Origin of the sequence: Nonomuraea sp. NPDC048881 (assembly GCF_040649795.1) — a bacterium.
Taxonomy (GTDB): domain Bacteria; phylum Actinomycetota; class Actinomycetes; order Streptosporangiales; family Streptosporangiaceae; genus Nonomuraea.
Genome location: NZ_JBEZGC010000003.1, coordinates 139,453 through 156,978, shown reverse-complemented (window position 1 = coordinate 156,978; position 17,526 = coordinate 139,453). Strand labels below are relative to the sequence as shown.

The 17,526-nt window shown below is 74.0% G+C and carries 18 protein-coding genes; 7 read left to right on the top strand and 11 right to left on the bottom strand.

Annotation, left to right across the window (positions count from 1 at the left end; genetic code table 11):
• Positions 1 to 15: 15 nt before the first annotated feature.
• Complete coding sequence (locus AB0C33_RS11595; RefSeq protein ID WP_358286268.1) at positions 16 to 633, top strand: pentapeptide repeat-containing protein; 618 nt, start codon at positions 16 to 18, stop codon at positions 631 to 633.
• 78 nt (positions 634 to 711) lie between these two features.
• Entirely contained in the window at positions 712 to 2,616 is a 1,905-nt protein-coding gene (locus AB0C33_RS11590; protein WP_358286266.1) for a hypothetical protein, read from the top strand.
• Positions 2,617 to 2,637: 21 nt separating this feature from the next.
• Here the strand turns inward: AB0C33_RS11590 and AB0C33_RS11585 are convergent, their stop codons facing one another.
• The 3 genes from AB0C33_RS11585 to AB0C33_RS11575 all read right to left on the bottom strand — a co-directional run bounded on the left by AB0C33_RS11585 (position 2,638) and on the right by AB0C33_RS11575 (position 4,813).
• Positions 2,638 to 3,630 carry a hypothetical protein gene (locus AB0C33_RS11585; RefSeq protein ID WP_358286264.1) on the bottom strand — a complete coding sequence of 331 codons (993 nt, stop codon included), beginning with the start codon at positions 3,628 to 3,630 and terminating at the stop codon, positions 2,638 to 2,640.
• Positions 3,620 to 4,153, bottom strand: a complete 534-nt coding sequence (locus tag AB0C33_RS11580; RefSeq protein WP_358286262.1) for a copper resistance CopC family protein — start codon at positions 4,151 to 4,153, stop codon at positions 3,620 to 3,622. The genes AB0C33_RS11585 and AB0C33_RS11580 overlap by 11 nt, the downstream gene beginning before the upstream one ends.
• 96 nt (positions 4,154 to 4,249) lie before the next feature.
• Positions 4,250 to 4,813, bottom strand: coding sequence for a hypothetical protein (locus tag AB0C33_RS11575; protein WP_358286261.1), 564 nt, complete (start codon positions 4,811 to 4,813; stop codon positions 4,250 to 4,252).
• Positions 4,814 to 4,889: 76 nt separating this feature from the next.
• On the opposite strand from AB0C33_RS11575, the gene AB0C33_RS11570 reads away from it, so the two are divergent.
• Positions 4,890 to 5,192: a hypothetical protein gene (locus AB0C33_RS11570; protein WP_358286259.1), complete on the top strand. Its 303-nt coding sequence runs from the start codon at positions 4,890 to 4,892 to the stop codon at positions 5,190 to 5,192.
• Here the strand turns inward: AB0C33_RS11570 and AB0C33_RS11565 are convergent.
• From AB0C33_RS11565 to AB0C33_RS11555, 3 genes are all read right to left on the bottom strand, one after another.
• Positions 5,159 to 6,124, bottom strand: a complete 966-nt coding sequence (locus tag AB0C33_RS11565) for an acyl-CoA desaturase (RefSeq protein ID WP_358287551.1) — start codon at positions 6,122 to 6,124, stop codon at positions 5,159 to 5,161. The genes AB0C33_RS11570 and AB0C33_RS11565 overlap by 34 nt on opposite strands.
• 223 nt (positions 6,125 to 6,347) lie before the next feature.
• On the bottom strand, positions 6,348 to 6,773 hold the full coding sequence (locus tag AB0C33_RS11560) for a nucleoside deaminase (RefSeq protein WP_357976749.1): 426 nt from the start codon (positions 6,771 to 6,773) through the stop codon (positions 6,348 to 6,350).
• Entirely contained in the window at positions 6,760 to 7,641 is an 882-nt protein-coding gene (locus AB0C33_RS11555; RefSeq protein ID WP_358286257.1) for an LLM class flavin-dependent oxidoreductase, read from the bottom strand. The genes AB0C33_RS11560 and AB0C33_RS11555 overlap by 14 nt, the downstream gene beginning before the upstream one ends.
• A gap of 95 nt (positions 7,642 to 7,736) precedes the next feature.
• On the opposite strand from AB0C33_RS11555, the gene AB0C33_RS11550 reads away from it, so the two are divergent.
• Positions 7,737 to 8,195, top strand: coding sequence for an Lrp/AsnC family transcriptional regulator (locus AB0C33_RS11550; RefSeq protein WP_358286255.1), 459 nt, complete (start codon positions 7,737 to 7,739; stop codon positions 8,193 to 8,195).
• Positions 8,196 to 8,231: 36 nt separating this feature from the next.
• Here the strand turns inward: AB0C33_RS11550 and AB0C33_RS11545 are convergent, their stop codons facing one another.
• From AB0C33_RS11545 to AB0C33_RS11525, 5 genes are all read right to left on the bottom strand, one after another.
• Entirely contained in the window at positions 8,232 to 9,371 is a 1,140-nt protein-coding gene (locus AB0C33_RS11545; RefSeq protein ID WP_358286253.1) for an FAD-dependent monooxygenase, read from the bottom strand.
• A gap of 25 nt (positions 9,372 to 9,396) precedes the next feature.
• A complete protein-coding gene (locus tag AB0C33_RS11540; RefSeq protein WP_358286251.1) occupies positions 9,397 to 10,965 on the bottom strand; it encodes an MFS transporter in 1,569 nt (522 codons plus the stop codon).
• 85 nt (positions 10,966 to 11,050) lie between these two features.
• Positions 11,051 to 12,436, bottom strand: coding sequence for an FAD-binding oxidoreductase (locus AB0C33_RS11535; protein ID WP_358286249.1), 1,386 nt, complete (start codon positions 12,434 to 12,436; stop codon positions 11,051 to 11,053).
• Between the two features lie 46 nt (positions 12,437 to 12,482).
• Positions 12,483 to 12,749 carry a hypothetical protein gene (locus AB0C33_RS11530; RefSeq protein ID WP_358286247.1) on the bottom strand — a complete coding sequence of 89 codons (267 nt, stop codon included), beginning with the start codon at positions 12,747 to 12,749 and terminating at the stop codon, positions 12,483 to 12,485.
• 69 nt (positions 12,750 to 12,818) lie between these two features.
• Positions 12,819 to 13,709, bottom strand: a complete 891-nt coding sequence (locus AB0C33_RS11525; protein ID WP_358286245.1) for a hypothetical protein — start codon at positions 13,707 to 13,709, stop codon at positions 12,819 to 12,821.
• A 247-nt stretch (positions 13,710 to 13,956) separates the two neighbouring features.
• On the opposite strand from AB0C33_RS11525, the gene AB0C33_RS11520 reads away from it, so the two are divergent.
• The 3 genes from AB0C33_RS11520 to AB0C33_RS11510 all read left to right on the top strand — a co-directional run bounded on the left by AB0C33_RS11520 (position 13,957) and on the right by AB0C33_RS11510 (position 17,442).
• Positions 13,957 to 15,660 carry an exo-alpha-sialidase gene (locus tag AB0C33_RS11520; RefSeq protein ID WP_358287548.1) on the top strand — a complete coding sequence of 568 codons (1,704 nt, stop codon included), beginning with the start codon at positions 13,957 to 13,959 and terminating at the stop codon, positions 15,658 to 15,660.
• 247 nt (positions 15,661 to 15,907) lie between these two features.
• Positions 15,908 to 16,702, top strand: a complete 795-nt coding sequence (locus AB0C33_RS11515; protein ID WP_358286243.1) for an ABC transporter permease subunit — start codon at positions 15,908 to 15,910, stop codon at positions 16,700 to 16,702.
• Positions 16,699 to 17,442 (top strand): ABC transporter permease, encoded by a 744-nt coding sequence (locus AB0C33_RS11510; RefSeq protein ID WP_358286241.1) that lies wholly within the window; start codon positions 16,699 to 16,701, stop codon positions 17,440 to 17,442. Before AB0C33_RS11515 ends, AB0C33_RS11510 begins: the two co-directional genes overlap by 4 nt.
• Positions 17,443 to 17,526: the final 84 nt, after the last annotated feature.

Sequence of the window (17,526 nt, the reverse complement as noted above, 5' to 3'; positions counted from 1 at the left end):
CGCTAGTTTGTTCGCATGGCCGACCGTAAGCACGGGGTGCCCGCGCCCCCGATCGAGACGACGATCCACGCCGACGACTGGGACAGGACGGAGATCGCCGGTGAGACCTTCCACCGGGTCCTGTTCCAGGGCGTCGACCTGACCGAGCTGGTCGACCAGGGGGCGTCGTTCGAGGAGTGCACGTTCAGGAACGTGCGGCTCAACGTCTCCACCCACGAGGACGCGTGCTTCCTCAACTGCCTGTTCAGCCGGTGCTCCCTGTTCGACGCCACGTTCAGGGGGTGCAAGCTGACCGGCAGCATGTTCGACGGCTGCACCTTCGGGCTGCTGAAGGTCGACGGCGGCGACTGGTCCTACACCGGGCTGCCCGGCGCCGACCTGCGCGGCAGCGCCTTCCACGGCGTCCGGCTGCGCGAGGCCGACCTGACCGGGGCCCGGCTCGCCGGGGCCGAGCTGCGCCGGGCCGACCTGTCGGGGGCCTGGCTGCACGGCGCCGACCTCACCGGCTGCGACCTGCGCGGCAGCGACCTGAGCACGCTCGACCCGCACACGGTCACGCTCAAGAAGGCGGTCATCGACCCCTTCCAGGCCACGGTCATCGCCGAGGCCCTGGGCCTGGAGGTCCGCTCCTGAGCGCCGGCCTGGAGGTCCGTTCCTGAGGCACTGGGCCTTGAGGTCCGCTCCGGCGGTGGGGTCGGCGATGATGGCGGTGTGCCGATCGCCGATCTCCACGACACCGAGCGGGCCGTGGCCGCCGCGCTCGCCCACGGCCGCGCCGTCGACCTGCGCACCGGCGACCCCGCCGCCGACGACCCGGCCGCGGCCGCGTCCTGGGGCCCCGGCCGCACGGTCCGGGGCGAGGTGCTGGCCGGGCTGCTGCTCGGCGGGTTCGACGAGCCCGCCGCCAAGCCGCGGCTGATCCTGGCGGGGGCGCGGATCACGGGCGCGCTCAACCTGGCGTTCGCCGAGCTCCCCTTCCCCGTCACCTTCCAGGGCTGCGCCTTCGACGCCGTCCCCGACCTCTACCACGCCCGCACCCGCTTCCTCAGCTTCAGCGGCTCGCGGCTGCCCGGCCTGACCGCCTCGAACGTCCAGGTCGAGGGCAACCTGCGGCTGGCGGGCAGCCACGTCACCGGCGAGCTGCGGCTGCCCGGCGGCCGGATCAGCGGCAACCTCGTGCTCAACTGCGCCCGCCTGAGCCACCCGGCGGGCACGGCGCTCAACGGCGAGCACCTCGACGTGGCCGGTCACCTGCGCGCCCAGGACGGCTTCGCCTGCGACGGCACGCTCGTCCTGGCCTCCGCCCGGATCGGCGGCGCGGTCGAGCTGGACGGCGCCCGCCTCAACGCGCCGGGCGGCACGGCCCTGGAGGCGTCCAACGTGATCGTCCAGGTCGGGCTGTTCGCGCGGGACGTGGAGGCCGACGGCGAGGTCAGCCTGCGGTTCGCCCGCGTGTCCGGCCCGCTCACGTTACGCGGCTCGCGCATCCGGCGGCCGGGCGGGCTCGCGCTGCGCGCCACCGGGCTCAACGCCGAGGCGGGCCTCTTCCTGGCCGGGCTGACGGCCGAGGGGCAGGTGCGCCTCAACCGCTCGGTCATCGGCGGCACCCTCGGCCTGGAGGGCGCGCGGCTGAGCGCCCCGGGCGGCGTGGTGGTCGCCGCCGACGGCCTCACCGTGAACGGCTCGCTGCTGGCCTGGCGGGGGCTGCGCGCCGAGGGCGAGTTCAGCCTGCTCGACGCCACGGTCACCGGACCGGCGCACTTCGAGGGCGCGACCCTGGTCAACCCCGGCGGGGCCGCGCTGTCCGCCAACGGCCTGTCGGTGGGCAAGGTGCTCAACCTCTGCGACGGCTTCTCCGCCCGCGGCCGGATCAGGCTGACCAGCGCCCAGGTCGGCAGCCGCCTGTGCCTCGACGACGCCACCCTGTCGGCCCCCGGCGAGGTGGCGCTGAAGTGCTGGCGGCTGGAGGCCCGCGAGCTGGCGCTGCGCACGGCCGCGCCGGTCGAGGGGGTGGTGGAGTTACGGTACGCGCGGATCGGCGTCCTGCGTGACGACCCCGCCGGGTGGCCGCGGGCGATGCGCATGGACGGGCTGTCGTACGAGGTGCTCGACCCCATGCTGCCGGCCGCCGGGCGGCTGCGCTGGCTGCGTGCCGACCCCGACGGTTACCTGCCGGGCGCCTACGAGCAGTTGGCCGCGATGTACCGGCGGCTCGGCGCCGACGCCGACGCCCGCGAGACGCTGCTGGCCGGCCAGCGGCGACGCCGCGCCGCGCTCCCCGGGTACGCCCGCTTCTGGGGCCACCTCCAGGACGCCACCGTCGGCTACGGCTTCCGCCCCCTGCGCGCGGCGGCCTGGCTGGCCGCGCTGCTGGCCGCGGGCACGGTCGTGTTCGGGCTCGACGTGCCGCCGCCGTTGAAGCCGGGCGAGGCGCCGCCGTTCCACGCGCTGGTCTACACCCTCGACCTGCTGCTGCCGATCATCGACCTCGGGCAGGAGAAGGCCTACAACCCGCAGGGCGGCGCGCAGTGGCTGGCCTGGGGGCTCATCATGGCCGGATGGGTGCTGGCCACGACGATCGCCGCCGGTCTGACCCGCTCGCTGCGCCGGACCTGAGGCGCGCGATCCTGGGGCCCGTCAGCACAGTGCCATGGCCGTCTGCCACAGGCTGGGCAGGGCGGCCAGCACGTGGTCGCCGCGGCGGCGCCGGTCGGCGAACGTCTCGGCGCCCAGGTCGGCCAGCAGCTCCTGGAAGCCCTCCTCGTACCCGGCCGGCGCGCCGGCGGCGGCGCGTTTGTCCAGGCAGCGCGCGTACGTGGCGACCAGCCAGAACACCGCCTCCCGGTGGAGCCCGGCGGCGACGAGCTCGCGGCTGCCGTCGATGGCGATCGGACGCGCCTGCGGCGTGATGTCGGAGGTGAAGCGGTAGGAGGGCGCCTCCAGCCCGGCCGTCGCGTCGAAGACCGCCTCCAGGGCCGCCAGGTGCCGCTCCACCCGCTGGGGGGTCATCCGCGCGCAGCCCAGCAGTTCGAGCAGGTGCTCGTGCCAGTCGAGCCGGCCGTGCCCGGCCAGCAGCTCGCGCACGGCGACGTACCGGCGGCGCACAGTCGGGTTGCGCAGCCCGGCGACCAGCAGGACGTGCGTGGTCACGCCCGTGCCGAACAGCCAGGACGCCACCTGCTCGGGGACGGGCGCGTTCTCGTCCATGGAGTTGATCCAGCCGCGCACCCGGTCCATCGCCTGCGTGCAGCGGGCGATGATCCAGGGCCGCTCGGCGAAGTCGCGGGCCACCAGGCGCTGGATCTCGCCGAGCCGCCCGGTCGGGTCGGCCAGCACGCTGGGCAGATGGAAGCTGCCGGCCAGGTGGTAGTCGCTCAGCACCTCGTGGGTGGAGCCGATGCGGGCGATGCCGGAGACCTCCAGCAGGACGCCCTCGTAGCGGAACTTGCCGATCGCGGGCGGCGGGTCGGCGAGCACCATCACGTCCACGTCGGACGTGGAGCCGAGTTCCGTGCCCGGGGCCGCCCACAGCGCGGACCCGGTCAGGAACGCCCCCTCGAACCCGGGCAGGCGGGCGCCCTCGTCGAGCACCCACCGCCGCGCGAGCTGCCTGGCCCGCTCAACCAGCATCCACGTCCTCCCGGTCAGGGCCGCGGCGCGCGCCCCTGATCAGGAGGACCGCGCCCAACACGACGAGCACCGCCAGCCCGCCCCAGATCCAGCCGGGGACGCCCGTCGCGGCGGGCCGTTCCTCGACGGGCGAGGGCGCCGCTGCCGGTTGCGAAGTAGATCCTTTCATGACGAACGGGATTTCGCCCTCGATCGGATGTCCGTCCGAGGACACGACACGCCAGGCGATCACGTACGAACCGGGCGCGGGCTGCCGGGGCACCTCGGCGAACACCTTGGGCCCCTCGACGCGGGGCTTGCCGACCTCGACGGCCTTGCCCGCCGCATCGTGCAGCACGACGAAGGGGAACTGGACGTGGGCGTTGAACTCCAGCTCGATCCGCTCCATCGCGGACAACTGCGCGTTCTTGGCCGGTGAGCTGCTCTTGAGCGTGTCGTGGGCGAGCGCCGCGGTGGACGGCAGCAGCGCCAGGAGGGCCGCGCAGGCGAGCGCGGCCAGGCGGAAGGGCCAGGAGGGTTTCATGGGAGCTCCGGATGCGGACGGCCGGACCGGCGCCGGGGCGCCGTCCGGGCACGGAAGAGCAAGGACGGGGACGCGTCCTGGACCGGACGCGGCACTTCAGCGGAGGCGGAGCCGCCGGGGTGGTCCTCGCCGGGTGACCGTGCGGCAGGCGGTCCTGCCCATCGGAGTGGGGACGTCGGCGTACGCCGGAGGGCGCCCGTCGGGGCGGCGCGGCGGGCTCAGCGCCTCGACCGGCGCGAGCGGCAGCGGCCCGAGGATCGGGGGCGGCGCGGCGGACAGGCGGATCATGAGCCACAGCGCGCGCTCGCCGCGGTGCAGCCACCAGGCCGTCAGCGCGGCCACGGTGAGGTGGACCAGCGCCATGGCGGGCGCGGGATGACCGTGCCCGGCGGCGGCGCCCGTGGCGGGCGCGAGGCGTTCGAAGAGCTGGTGCAGCACGAGCTGGGTGAGCGTGGTGGCGGCCAGGATCGCCGCGGGGCCGCGCTCGCGGCCGTTGATCGTGAGCGCGGCGGCGAGGGCGGCCAGCACCCCGAGCGCGCCGCCCCAGAGCGGGACGGCCCCGCCACCGGCCAGCAGGTGCCCCGCCGCGGACACCAAGCCGCAGACCGTCGCGAACACGACGGCCCGCGACAGACGCAGCCAGACGGACGCGGCGGTCACAGCCGCCATCCTTACACAACCGCCACACTTACCAGGCGGCGCGTTCGGCGTGTCCGCGCGGGGGCAGCGGACTCTGATGGACTTCGCCCGAGGCGATGGGCCGGATCTGGAACTGGTGGTCCGGCGGGAGCTGACCGACGCGGGTTTCAACGTCGAGCCGTCCCTGCTGCCGGTCGACGGGGGGCTCACCGTCTGGCTCGATCCGTCCCGCGGCGTGGTGGTCGTCTGGGGTCCGGCCGGCACCGACACCGCCGCCCACCTGGCGAAGTACGCGACCATCCGCACCGCGGTCCTGCTCGCGCTGCGGATGGTCCTGGCCGGGGCCGGCCACGTGATCCGGGAGGATCAGGAGGGCCTGGAGCTGGTGGTCACCTCCTGAGGGGCGCGCAGCGGCGCCCCGACGTCGTGCAGGTGCCGCATGGCCTGGGCCCACGACTCGACGAGCCCGCACTCGGCGTACGCGACGCCGAGCTCCCGACAGTACTCGCGCACGAGGGGCCGGGCGCGGCGCAGGTTGGCCGAGGGCATGCCGGGGAACAGGTGGTGCTCGATCTGGTAGTTGAGCCCGCCGAGCGCGACGTTCATCAGCCGGCCGCCGCGCACGTTCCTGGAGGTCAGCACCTGGCGGCGGAGGAAGTCCAGGGAGTCCTCGGCGGTGAGCACCGGCATGCCCTTGTGGTTGGGAGCGAACGTGCAGCCCAGGTACACGCCGTAGCAGGCCTGGTGCACGGCGAGGAAGGCGAGCGCCTTGCCGGGCGGCAGCACCGCGAACACCCCCGCGAGGTAGGCCAGGTTGTGCGCGACGAGCAGCAGCCCCTCGGTGCGTCCGCCCTTCACCCTGCGCAGGGCGCGGAAGCCGGCCACCTTCAGGTTCAGGCCCTCCAGGGTGAGCAGGGGGAAGAACAGGAACGCCTGCCACCTGCCGATGAAGCGGGGCAGCCCGCGGCTGGCCTCGGCCTGCCGCCGCGACCAGATGAGGATGTCGGGCGCGACGTCGGGGTCGTGCTCCTCGTGGTTGGGGTTGGCGTGGTGGCGGGTGTGCTTGTCCATCCACCAGCCGTAGCTGAGCCCGACGGTCAGGTTGCCGACCACCAGCCCGGCGATCCTGCTGCGCCGCCGCGACCGGAACACCTGGCCGTGCGCCAGGTCGTGGGCCAGCAGCGTGACCTGGGCGAAGGCGACGGCCAGCAGCGCCGCGACGCCGAGCTGCCCCCAGGAGTCGCCGACCGCGGCGAACAGCGTCCACCCTCCGGCGAACAGGGCGGCCACCAGGCCGATCCTGATCGCGTAGTAGGCGGGCCGCCGCTCCATCAGCCCCGCCTGGGCGATGCGGCGCGACAACTGCGCGAAGTCGCTCCCCCGGGGCGCGGCGCGAGGGGTTTCCACCACGGTCAATGCTCTCTCCGATGCTGGTGAGGCGGGCGTGAACACTCCTCAGCATCGCGGCGGCGGCCTTCCGGCGGACCCCCGCTGTCACCCGTCCTGATGGTGGGGCAGGCCCTACCATCGGCGGCCCCCGGCGGGGCCGCGCGGGTCAGCGGTAGTAGCCCTCCAGCGGGGCGCTGGCCTCGGCGTACAGGGCCGGGCCCTCCTGCGGGACGTGCGGCCAGCCGGGGCCGGTCTTCAGGCCGGCGAGCTGCTCGTTCGACAGGGCGTACACCACGCGGCCGAGGCCGGAGCGTTCGATGGCGCCCGCGCACATGCCGCACGGCTGGCAGCTGGTGTACATGGTGGTGGCGGCCGCGGCCTCCGGGGTCAGCTCGCGGGCGGCCCAGCGGGCCAGCTTCAGCTCCGGGTGGGCGGAGATGTCGCGGTCGCCGAGGACCGTGTTGTGCTCCTCGGCCAGCACCTCGCCGCCGGGGCCGGCCAGCAGCGAGCCGAAGGGGGCCTCGCCGTTCGCGCGGGCGCGGGCGGCCAGCTCGATGGCCCGGCGCAGCAGGGTCTCGTCATCGGGGGTCATCGTCGTCCTCCTTGGACGGGTCGCGGGATTCGAGGTCCCAGTGGCCGGCCACGGCGGCGAGCGCGTGCCAGGCCGTCTGGGGGTGCAGCGTCTCGGCGGGGTCGCCGGCGAACGGGTCGAGCACGACGGTGTCGGCGCCCAGCTGCCGCAGCGCGTCGAGGTCGGCCAGAACCTGGTCGAGGGTGCCCTCCCCGGCGTGGCGGCCGGGGCCGGTGACCGGCTCGGCGGTCAGCCGCAGCAGGATGCGCGGCGCGAACGCGGGCACCGGGCGGCCGAGCTCGCCGGCGACGTCCGCCAGCCGCCCGGCGGCCTCGCGCAGCCAGGGCAGGGTGTTGCGCAGGGGGTGCCACGCCTGGCCCAGCCGTACGGCGCGGCGCAGGCCGGCCTCGCCGTTGCCGCCGACCCAGAACGGGATGGGCCCTGCGCGGTAGTCGTCGGCGGCGGACCAGGCGGCGCGCATGGCCAGCAGGTGGTCGTCGGTCAGCCGTCCGCGCCGCTCGAACGGCACCCCGAGCGCGTCGAACTCCTGCCGCGCCCAGCCGATGCCCACGCCGAGCACCAGCCGGCCGCCGCTGAACCGGTCGAGGTTGGCCGCCATCCGGGCCATCACCAGCGGATGCCGGTACGGCACGATGAGCACCGAGGTGCCGAGCCTGACCCGCGTGGTGATCCCGGCCAGCCAGGAGAGCGTGGTGAACGGCTCGTAGAAGGGACCCGGGTACTGCTGGGCGACGTCGGGGGTGATCGCGACGTGGTCGGAGATCATCAGCAGGTCGTAGCCGAGGCTCTCGACGGTCTGCGCCCATCGCCGCAGCGTGGCCGGGTCGGTGCCGGGCCCGAAGTTCGGTACGTTCACGCCGATTCTCATGACACCGAAGGCTATCCAGGCCGTCCCGCCGGACTGAAGGCCCCGCTCACGGTGTGCGGCGGGGATCGCCGTGGATCTGCCGGTATATTCGCCGGATGGCCGAGGATCTCGACGACACCGACTGGGCGATCCTGGCGGAGCTGCAGCGGGAGGGCCGGCTGCCGCTGACCGAGCTGGGCCGCCGGGTCAACCTCAGCGCCTCGGCGACGACCGAGCGGGTCAGGCGGCTGGAGGCGCTGGGCGTCATCGCCGGCTACCGGGCGGAGGTCGATCTGGGCAAGGTCGGGTTCGGCGTGCTGGCCGTCGTGCGGCTGAAGTATCCCGGCAGCCGGCACGAGCCGCTGCGCCGCCTGCTCGGCGAGCGCCCGGAGATCCTCGAATGCCTGCGCACCACCGGCGAGGACTGCTACACGCTGAAGGTGGCGGCCGGCTCGATGCCCCACCTCGAACGCGTCATCGACGAGCTGGCCCGGTTCGGCAGCACCACGACCAGCATCGTCTACAGCCAGACCCTGCCCTACCGGGGCCCGGCCGCCCCGCCCGCACGGCTCTGAGGCGGGCGCGCCGGGGCCTCGCGGAGGGCGGCGGGGTCAGATCGGCTGCAGCGCGGGAGCGGTGCGGGGCGCCGCCTCGTCGCCGTAGATGTGCAGGTCGGCGCGGAAGGCCCGCAGGTACGCCCGCCGGTCGTGGAACGTGGCGGCCAGGGCGTCGCCGTAGTCGATGAGCTGCCGGTGCGCCTGCCGGCGCGGCTCGTAGCGGGCCTGGAGCAGCTTGTCGAGCAGCGGCAGGTCGCCGCCGGCCGCGGAGATGACGTCGGCCAGGATCTCGGCGTCGTACAGGGTGTAGCTCATGCCCATGCCGGTCATCGGGTGGCAGGCGAAGGCGGCCGAGCCGAGCAGCGCGGCGTTGCCCCTGTGGTACGCCCCCACCCGCAGCGACGAGACCCTGATCGGCTGCCAGGCGGCGGCCTGCAGGGAGGCGAAGGCGTCGGTGCTGTCGGTGACGAAGCCCTTCAGCATGTCGGGCAGGCCGGCGGCGCCCCGGCCGAAGACCTCGTCGTCCTGCTCGGGGGGCAGGCCGACGAACACCCTGGCCTGGTCCTTGTCGAGCGGGTAGAGGTAGGCGAGCCAGCCGCCGGAGCTGAAGTAGAGCCGGTTGAGCTGGGCGACGCTGGCGCTCAGCGGCACGGTGGCCACCCGCATCAGCAGCCGGTCGTAGGGCATGGTGACCTGGTCGATGTCGAGCGCCCGGCGCACGGCCGACTTGGTGCCGTCGGCGCCCACGACCACGTCGGCGCGCAGCCGGCTGCCGTCGGACAGCGTCAGCAGCTCGATGCGGTCGCCCTCGCGCTCGACGTGCTCGATGGCGGCGTCGAAGCAGAACTCGACGCCCTCCATCGCGCAGCAGGCGTAGATGAGCTCGACCAGCTCGCGGTAGGGGCGGATGAGGAAGCCCCCGTCGGGGAAGCGGCACTCCCTGATCGGCTCGCCGTCGTGGTAGTAGCGGATGAGGTCGCGCCGCAGGCCGTGGCGCTCGACGAGCTCGGCCAGCCCGTGGCGGGCCAGCACCCGCAGGCCGGGGGGCTTGAGGAAGTCGGCGCCCGCGCTGGGGATCGAAGGTCCCTGCTCGATGACGACGACGCGCTGCCCGCGGCGGCGCAGCAGCAGTGCGAGGAAACAGCCGCCGAGCCCGGCGCCGACGATGGCCACGTCGCACGAGGTGGTTGCCATGACGAGAGCCCTTCTTGAGGTTGAACTAGACGTGCGTGGTTCCGTAGGTCTCCGAGCTCTCTGCCGCCCGGGGCCTCGGGATGTGATCCCTGGGGGTCGTGCGGGTCTCGACAGGCAGCAGCGCGTCGGCCTCCGCCGCGACGGTGGCGAGGGTCATGCGCAGCTCCAGCAGCAGCCGGCGCGGCACCTTGATCATGTCGTCGCCCGGGTCGGTCCGCAGCCGGGTGATCTTGGTGAGTGCGATGGCCCCGATGAACACCGAGATGGCCACGCACATGGCGAGCGCGCCGGCCAGCCCGGCCAGCGGGCCGGTCAGGATGAACGGGTGGTCGATGACGAGGGACACCACGGCGATGCCGACGGCCCCGCCGACCATGCGGGCCATGGTGGCCGCGCCGACGGCGGAGGCGTACTGGCTGGGGCGGGCGGCCAGGGTGGTGGCCACGGAGGTGCCGGGCGCCAGCGCGCCGACGCCCATGCCGACCACGACGCTGGCGATCAGGCCCCACACCGTCGGCCCTGACTGGGTCAGCACCAGCACGCACGCGCCGCCGCAGAGCAGGGAGCCGGCGTAGATCAGGCCGTACGCGCCGATGTGCTTGAGCAGCTTGCCGGCCAGGTAGCTGGTGACGACGACGGCCACCGAGGTGGGCGTCAGCCACATCGCCACCTCCAGCATCGGGTAGCCGAGGTGCAGCAGGTACAGCGGCTGCACGGTGAGCAGCCCGTAGGACAGGGCGCCGAAGAACCAGGTGGCCAGCCAGCCCCAGACGAACTTGCGCTGCCGCCACAACGCCAGGTCGATGGCGGGCAGGCGGTGGTGCCTGGCCTGGGCCAGCGCGCCGCCGAGCAGCGCCAGGGCCGCGACGGCCAGCCACACGACGTCCATGCCCCAGGCCATGGCCTTGGAGATGGCCAGCACGATCACCGCGATCCCGGCGGCCAGCAGCCAGGCGCCGAGCACGTCCGGCACGCCCTTGGCCGCGGCGCGCCTGCCGGACGGGAGCGCGGCGCAGGCGATCAGCAGCGCGACGCCCATGACGACGTCGGGCACGAACAGGGCGCGCCAGTCGACGGTGGCGGCCAGCCAGCCGCCGCCGGCCTGCATGAGCAGGCAGCCGAGCCCGGAGGCCGAGCTCCACAGCGCGATCGCGCCCCGGCGCTGCGACTCGGGCAGCTCGCCGAGCAGCAGCCCGAGGCTGGCCGGGATCATCGCCGCCGCGCCCGCGCCCTGCACCGCCCGCGCGGCCAGCACGAACGACCAGGACGACGCGGCCACGGTGGCGATCCCGCCGGCCACGAAGACCACCAGCCCGAAGGCCAGCACCCGGCGACGGCCGAACAGGTCGGCCCAGCGGCCGGCCGTGGCCAGCAGCGCCGCGATCGGGATGAAGGCGGCGCTGGTCAGCCAGACCAGGTCGCCCAGCGGCATGCCGGCGCCCGCGGGGGTGTAACGCAGCACGCCGACGGCCAGGGTGGTGGCCGTGGTGTCGGCCATCACGGTCAGCATCACGCCCGCGCCGACCAGCCGCAGCATCACGGCGTGACGGCGGGTCACGCCGGTTGCTCTGACGGCCACTGGTGTCTCACGCACTCGGTCCTCCTCGCAAGAAAGCCTCAGGTTCCCCGCCGGCCGGCACACTGCGGTGGGTGCGACCGGCGCGGGGTGGTTCGGGGGGTCAGGCGCCGTAACGGCCGGGAGAGAGCAGGCCGTCCGGGTCGAGAGCGGTCTTGAGCCGGTGGAGCATGCCGAGGCTGGCGGTGCTGGTCTCGGACCAGACGTCGGCGGCGGCGTGGTCGATGTCGGAGCGGTAGATGGCGCAGCCGTTGCCGCGCAGCAGGCAGCTCGCGTCGTTGCGCAGCTGGTGGGCGCGGTGGGCGGCGTCGGCGTCGGCCCGGTCGAAGAAGATCTGGATGACGGCGTTGGCCATGTGCGGGCTGACCAGGTTCCACTCCACCATCAGGGCGATGCCGTGGGTGTCGACGGCGGTCTGCAGGGCGTCGAGGATGCGCTCGGTCTTCGTGGCGTGCAGCGGCATCAGCGGCAGCAGCACGAGGAAGCCCATGCCGCCGGCGTCGATCTGGTCGCACGAGGTGACGCCGAGCGCGTTGCGCACGCCCTGGCAGGTCGGGATGCCCTGGGCGGTGAGCGCCCTGGTGTAGAGCGGGTCGTCGGGGCCGACCGCGGCGGCATCGAGCACGCGCAGCGTCTCGCCGCCCTCGACCTCGATGAGCGCCTTGCGCAGCATCTCCTCGGCCAGCTCGACGGTGGCGCCGGTGCCGAGCAGCGGACCGAGGACGGTGAACTTGCCGGTGTCCACGCCCGCCGGCAGCAGCCAGCCGCCGTCGCGGCCGGGCGCGAGGGCGAGCTCGCGGAGCCGCATGAGCCCGCCTGCCGGGTTGCCGCGGCGCAGGAACCCGGTCATCGCGCCGATCGCGGCGCCGACCTGGTCGCGCCGGATGCGCGCGTGCACGAGCCCGATCGTCTCCGGGCGCGGCACCAGCGAGACGGCCATGGCGGTGACGACGCCCAGGTTGTGCTGGACGAACGCGGCCGTCAGGTCGGGCCCGGCGACCCGGCCGTGGTAGACGCCGGTGGGGTCGAGCCCGCCGGTGGTGATCACGCTGCCGTCGGCGAGCACGGCCTCGATGCCGGCCACGTCCTGGACCCGGGAGCGGAAGCAGCCGTCGCCGCGTTCGAGGGCGTTGCCGATGACCGAGGTGTCGGCGCAGGAGGCGGTGACGTTGAGCATCCACGGCGTGTCCCGCAGCGCCTCGGCGAGCTGGGCCTGGGTCACGCCGGGCTCGATGACGGCGTAGCCGGCCTCCAGGTCGAGGCCGCGGATGCGGTTCATCCGGCTGAGGTCGACGACGACGTTGTCCTCGGTGACCGGCAGCGCGGAGCCCATGCCCCAGTTCCTGCCGGTGCTGACCGGGTAGAGGCGGCTCTTGCTCACCATGGCCCGGCGGACGAGGGCGCGTACCTCGTCCAGGGTGTGCGGGGTCTCGGTGCCCGCCAGCGAACGCGGTCGGTGGGCGCCCACGTCACGCGGCCGCAGATCCACTCGCGATAGTCCCTGCATGGCTCTCCTCGGGGGATGCGAAATCACGTCAGGCGGTGTGCTGGAGGAGGTCGTCGATGGAGCCGATGGCCTGGGTGGACATCTCCCTGATCTCACGCAGCCGCTGCTCGGTGAACGCCTCGTAGGGCGCGGGCGGGACGGCGGCGGGGGCGGGGGCGGGGAAGTCGAGTGAGCCGCGCGGGGCGGCCTGTGCGGGCACGTCGTGCGGGCCGTAGGGGTGGCGGCGGGCGCGGGTGCGTCCGGTGTCGGACGACTCGTGCCGGACGAGCGCGGGCAGATGCGGTGGGGTTCGCATGACGGGAGCTCTCCTACAGGGTTCGTACGGGTTGTGCGTGCTGCCGCCCGTGGAGCGGCACGTGGGTCGTCACGTGCTCTCCTGGTGGCCGGAGCGGGGGATGACGGCCGTGGGGGTCGCCCTCGGCACGCCGTGGTTGATGACGCTGGCGGCGATCCGACGCTCGGTCAGCCCCATGTGCGGACGGGGCGCGCCGGCCGGGCGCACGGCGGCGGTGCCGCGGATGATCGAGCTGGCGTGCACCCACCGGCGGGTCTCGGCCAGCACCTCGCGCTGCGCCCTGGGCAGGTCGCCGTGGGCGGCGTAGTGCTCGCAGACGGACCACGCGAGGGCGCGGGCCATGATCAGGTGCTCTTCGCAGGCCGCGGCCACCTTCGACTCCAGCCCGACCACCTGGGCCAGGAGCAGTTGCAGGTGGGCCAGGCCGGAGCTGCGGTCGAACCCGTCGAGCTCGGCCAGCCGGGCCGGCCAGCGCAGCCGCCGCTCGACGGCGGCGCGGGTCGCGGCGGCGACGTCGGCCGCGGTGCGGCCCCGCGGGTCCTCGCCCTCCAGTTGCACGGCCCGCTGCGCGGTGTGCTCGAAGTCGGACAGCCGCTTCAGCCCGCTCTGCAGCAGCCTGATGCGGTTGTGCAGGCAGGCGGCGCTCCAGCCGAGCACCAGCAGCCGGTCGCTGTCGGCCTCGCAGTGCCAGCCGACGAGGCTGACCTCGCGGGCCATGCGGTGGTGGAGCACCCATGCCTCGCGGGGGTCGACGTGGACGGGGGCGTCGATCCACACCTGCAGGCCGCCGGGAGGCAGCTCGCCGACGCCGACCTCGACCCCTTCGGGGGCCACCCTGGCGCAGATGCGCTGGACGACCTTCTGCTGCGCCGCCGTCTCCGGCGCCACCGGCGCCGGGTCCGCCGCCCAGACCGGCGGCACGCGCTCGGGGGCGACTCGCGCCCTGGGCTCGATGCTCATCTGAGGCCACCTCCAGACCCGAAGGTCCCTCCTACGTAAATTGACACTTAATCCTGCAGCTCTGATCCTCGGGTCGCAGCACGTCGCTGTCAACTGACACTTAACGAATACCTATCGGACGCACGGTTGGCAACCCTGGGACGCAGGTGAAACAAGGGGCCGGAGGGGGCAGAGACAAGGCATGGCCTCGCCCGTCGCGAGGCGGCCGCCCGCGAGCGGCCACGAGAGGAAGGAGTCCCCGGTGGCGATGCCCAGAGCCGCGCTGGCGGCGGTGTTCCTGGCCGCCGGGCTGCCCGCGGCCCATGGGGTCACGCACGCCGGCGAGACGTTCTGCCGTATGCCGGAGTTCACCGGCAAGTCGGTTCCGGAGAGGCCTTACCTGATCGACACTGATGTCTCACCGCGGTGGATTTACCCGTACCCGACGCCCGCCGAGCGCGAGCCGTCGTCGGAGCAGCGGCTCGACTTCGCCGGGTTCCCGAGCGTGGCGGCGCTGGACACGGTGGGCCGCGACGGCGCCCCGGTCAGGAAGCTCCTGGTCACCTACGCCACCAACGTGGACAAGGTCGTCACCCTCTCCAGCGAGTCGGCGACCTCCGACGACGGCGGCGTCACGTTCGGCCCGAGCAACCGCACGCCGCTGCGGGAGGCGCCGATCGAGCTGCGCGACGGCCGCCTGCTGGCCCTGGAGTACTACCTGCGGCGCTCCGGACCGGGCACCGCCAAGCTGGGCGTGCTGTCCTCCACCTCCGCACACGACGAGAGCTGGGTGCGCTGGGAGGCCACGGTCTCCTCGCCGGACGCCGGCGCCTCCGGCGGGGCCGCGCACGGCCTGCCGATCCAGCTCGCCGACGGCACGATCCTGTTCACGGCCTACATCCGCCAGGGCGACACCGAGGCCTACCAGGCGGAGGTGTTCGCCAGCGACGACGGCGGCCGCACGTTCGCCAGGCGCGGCGTGATCGCCCCGCCCCAAGGGCCGTTCGTCTACAACGAGACCGCCCTGGCCCAGACGCTCGACGGCTCCCTGCTGGCGGTGCTGCGCCGGGACGGCGAGCCGCCCTCCACGCTGCACCAGAGCCGCTCCTCCGACGGCGGCCGCACCTGGTCGCCGGTCCGGCCGCTGCGCATCGACGGCCAGGACTGCCTGGTGCGCGGCGTGGCGCCGCGGCTGCTGCTGATGCCGGACGGCGTGCTCGTGCTCAGCGCCGGGCGTCCGCACAACTGGCTGGCGATCGCCCCCGACGGGATCGGCGAGGAGTGGCGGCAGCAGACGGTGACGTACCGGAACAGCGACGGCGTGCGGGACGTGCACGGCTCCTCGGGCTACACCGCCGTGGCCGCGGTCGGCCCGCACCGGCTGATCCAGGTGTTCGACAACTGCAAGCTGCCCGGCGTGCGCCCCGACGGGCTGCTCAACGAGACGGCCTGCCCGGCCCACGGCAAGTTCGAGAACGGCGGCTGGTACGCGATCAAGCGCCGCCTGTTCACCGTCACGCCCCCCGGCCCCGACCTGCTCGACCTGGCCGCCCTGTACCGCCGCGGCGCGCTCAAGGTCGAGACCGACATGCGCTGGACCCGCCCCGGCCGGCCGCGCACCGGCCCGGCGGGCGCCTTCGACGGCAGCACCGACTACTGGTCCGGCGCCGTCGCCGCCGGCCCCGGCCGGTACGTCCTGCACCTCGACCGCCCGTACGCGATCAACCGGATCGGCCTCGCCCTGCGCCCCGGGCACGCGGCCGGCGCCCGCGTGTACGTCTCCGCCGACGGCCGCTCCTGGGGCGAGCCCGTCGTCACCGTCGAGGACCGGACCGACTACGCCATGCGCTACCACACGGTGGCCCGCACCGGGGCGCACGTCATGGTCGTCACCGAGCCGACGGACGACTGCGACGCCGAGATCGGCGACTCCTGCAGCATGCTCAGCGAACTCGAACTCTACGGACGCTGAACCCGGCCGGAATATGCGGGTTATCAGACGGGCCGAAATGGCGCGAGCCTACGGAATGTGACGCCCGGACCCGGCGGGCTTTTCGGGACCGGAGTTTTCCCCGCCGGGCGGAAACGCGCGGCTCGGTTACTGTGACTTCCGTTCCTCTCTGCCCGCCTTCCGGCCTGCCGCGGTGACGAATGGCCGGACCGATGTTCCGGAGAGCCGAAAAATTGCCGCCCCACTCCCCCGGCGCGGAGGCGTCGCCGTGCGCCTGATCCCCTCCCGCCCCTTCGACAGCGCCGCCGTGTGCGGCGTGACGGGCACCGTCGCGCTGCTGTGCGCCGCCGAGGCGGCCGGCCGCCTCGGGCTCGTCTCCCAGCTGGAGCTGCCGCTCGCCTCGGCGGTCCTGGCCACCGCCGCCGGGCTCGCCGCCGACCCCGCCTTCCTGGCCGACGTGCTGGCCACCTGCGGCGCGTGGGCGCTCGGACTGCTGACCGCCGTGGCGGTGGCCGTGCCCGCCGGGCTGCTGCTGGGCAGCCTGCCGCCGGTCGAGCGGGCCCTGCGTCCCGTGCTGGAGTTCCTGCGGCCCATCCCCTCGGTGGCGCTCATCCCCCTGGCCGCGTTCGTCTTCACCGGCCGCCTGGAGACGGAGGTCGCGATGATCGTGTACGCCGCGACCTGGCCCATCCTGCTCAACACCATGTACGGGCTGCGCGAGGTCGACCCGCTGGCCAAGGAGACGATGCGGGCCTTCGGCTTCGGCCCGCCGGCCGTCCTGTGGCGGGTCAGCCTGCCGAGCGCGGCCCCCTTCGTGGCGACCGGCGTGCGGGTGGCCGCGGCCATCGCCCTGATCCTGGCCGTCAGCACCGAGCTGCTGGCCGGCGCCAGCGGCATCGGCCACTTCATCATCGTGGCCGAGAGCAGCCCGGACGGCCTGCGGCTGACCATCGCCGCCACCCTGTGGGCCGGCGCGCTCGGCCTGCTCACCAACGCCCTGCTCGCCCACGCCTTCCGGCGGCTGCTGCGCTGGCACACGACGCTGACGGGAGCGGCACGATGATCAGACCCGTGGCGCGGCTGTGGGCCGTGCCCGTCGTCGTGGCCGTCTGGGAGCTGGCCACCAGGGCGGCGGGCAACCCCTACTTCCCGCCGCCGTCCACGATCGCGCTGCGCCTGCGCGAGCTGTGGATCAGCCGGACGGCCCTGGACGACCTCTCCCACAGCCTGGGCCGGCTGCTGACCGGCTGGGTGCTGGCCGGCGTGCTGGGCGTGGCGGCCGGGGTCGCCATGGGCCGCTCGCCGCTGCTGTCGAGGTTCGTGGACCCGGCGGTGCAGTTCTGCCGGGCGCTGCCGCCGCCCGCGCTGCTGCCGGTGTTCCTGGCGCTGTTCTCGACCGGCACCCTCATGCAGGTCATGACCATCGCGTGCGGCATCGTCTGGCCGGTGCTGGTCAACGCCGCCGACGGCGCCCGCGACGTGGACCGGCTGCACCTGGACACCGCGCGGGCCTTCAGGCTGTCGGCCGGGCAGCGCCTGCTGCGCGTCGTGCTGCCCTCGGCGGCCCCGAAGATCCTCGCCGGGCTGCGGCTCAGCCTGTCGCTCGCGCTGATCCTCATGGTGATCGCCGAATTCTTCGCCACCGACGGCGTCGGTTTCCGATTGCGCGCCGCCCAGCGCTCCTTCGACCTGCCGGGCATGTGGGCGGCCGTCACCGTGCTCGGGGTTCTGGGTTATCTGCTCAATCAGGTTTTCCTGATTCTGGAACGCCGGTTGGTGGCGCATTATGGCGCGACCGAATAAAGCCGCCCGGGAATGCGGAAGATTGCCGGACGGCTGTTCTTTTTCCCCGGCACGCTTTGTTCGCGAACTCAACTCTCTGGGAGC

What these genes read in the sequence shown, in the direction of transcription:
- AB0C33_RS11595 (WP_358286268.1), top strand. Translation starts at nt 16, where the DNA reads ATGGCCGACCGTAAGCACGGGGTGCCCGCGCCCCCGATCGAGACGACG.
- AB0C33_RS11585 (WP_358286264.1), bottom strand. Translation starts at nt 3,630, where the DNA reads ATGCTGGTTGAGCGGGCCAGGCAGCTCGCGCGGCGGTGGGTGCTCGAC.
- AB0C33_RS11580 (WP_358286262.1), bottom strand. Translation starts at nt 4,153, where the DNA reads ATGAAACCCTCCTGGCCCTTCCGCCTGGCCGCGCTCGCCTGCGCGGCC.
- AB0C33_RS11570 (WP_358286259.1), top strand. Translation starts at nt 4,890, where the DNA reads ATGGACTTCGCCCGAGGCGATGGGCCGGATCTGGAACTGGTGGTCCGG.
- AB0C33_RS11565 (WP_358287551.1), bottom strand. Translation starts at nt 6,124, where the DNA reads ATGGAGCGGCGGCCCGCCTACTACGCGATCAGGATCGGCCTGGTGGCC.
- AB0C33_RS11560 (WP_357976749.1), bottom strand. Translation starts at nt 6,773, where the DNA reads ATGACCCCCGATGACGAGACCCTGCTGCGCCGGGCCATCGAGCTGGCC.
- AB0C33_RS11555 (WP_358286257.1), bottom strand. Translation starts at nt 7,641, where the DNA reads ATGAGAATCGGCGTGAACGTACCGAACTTCGGGCCCGGCACCGACCCG.
- AB0C33_RS11550 (WP_358286255.1), top strand. Translation starts at nt 7,737, where the DNA reads ATGGCCGAGGATCTCGACGACACCGACTGGGCGATCCTGGCGGAGCTG.
- AB0C33_RS11545 (WP_358286253.1), bottom strand. Translation starts at nt 9,371, where the DNA reads ATGGCAACCACCTCGTGCGACGTGGCCATCGTCGGCGCCGGGCTCGGC.
- AB0C33_RS11530 (WP_358286247.1), bottom strand. Translation starts at nt 12,749, where the DNA reads ATGCGAACCCCACCGCATCTGCCCGCGCTCGTCCGGCACGAGTCGTCC.
- AB0C33_RS11525 (WP_358286245.1), bottom strand. Translation starts at nt 13,709, where the DNA reads ATGAGCATCGAGCCCAGGGCGCGAGTCGCCCCCGAGCGCGTGCCGCCG.
- AB0C33_RS11520 (WP_358287548.1), top strand. Translation starts at nt 13,957, where the DNA reads ATGCCCAGAGCCGCGCTGGCGGCGGTGTTCCTGGCCGCCGGGCTGCCC.
- AB0C33_RS11510 (WP_358286241.1), top strand. Translation starts at nt 16,699, where the DNA reads ATGATCAGACCCGTGGCGCGGCTGTGGGCCGTGCCCGTCGTCGTGGCC.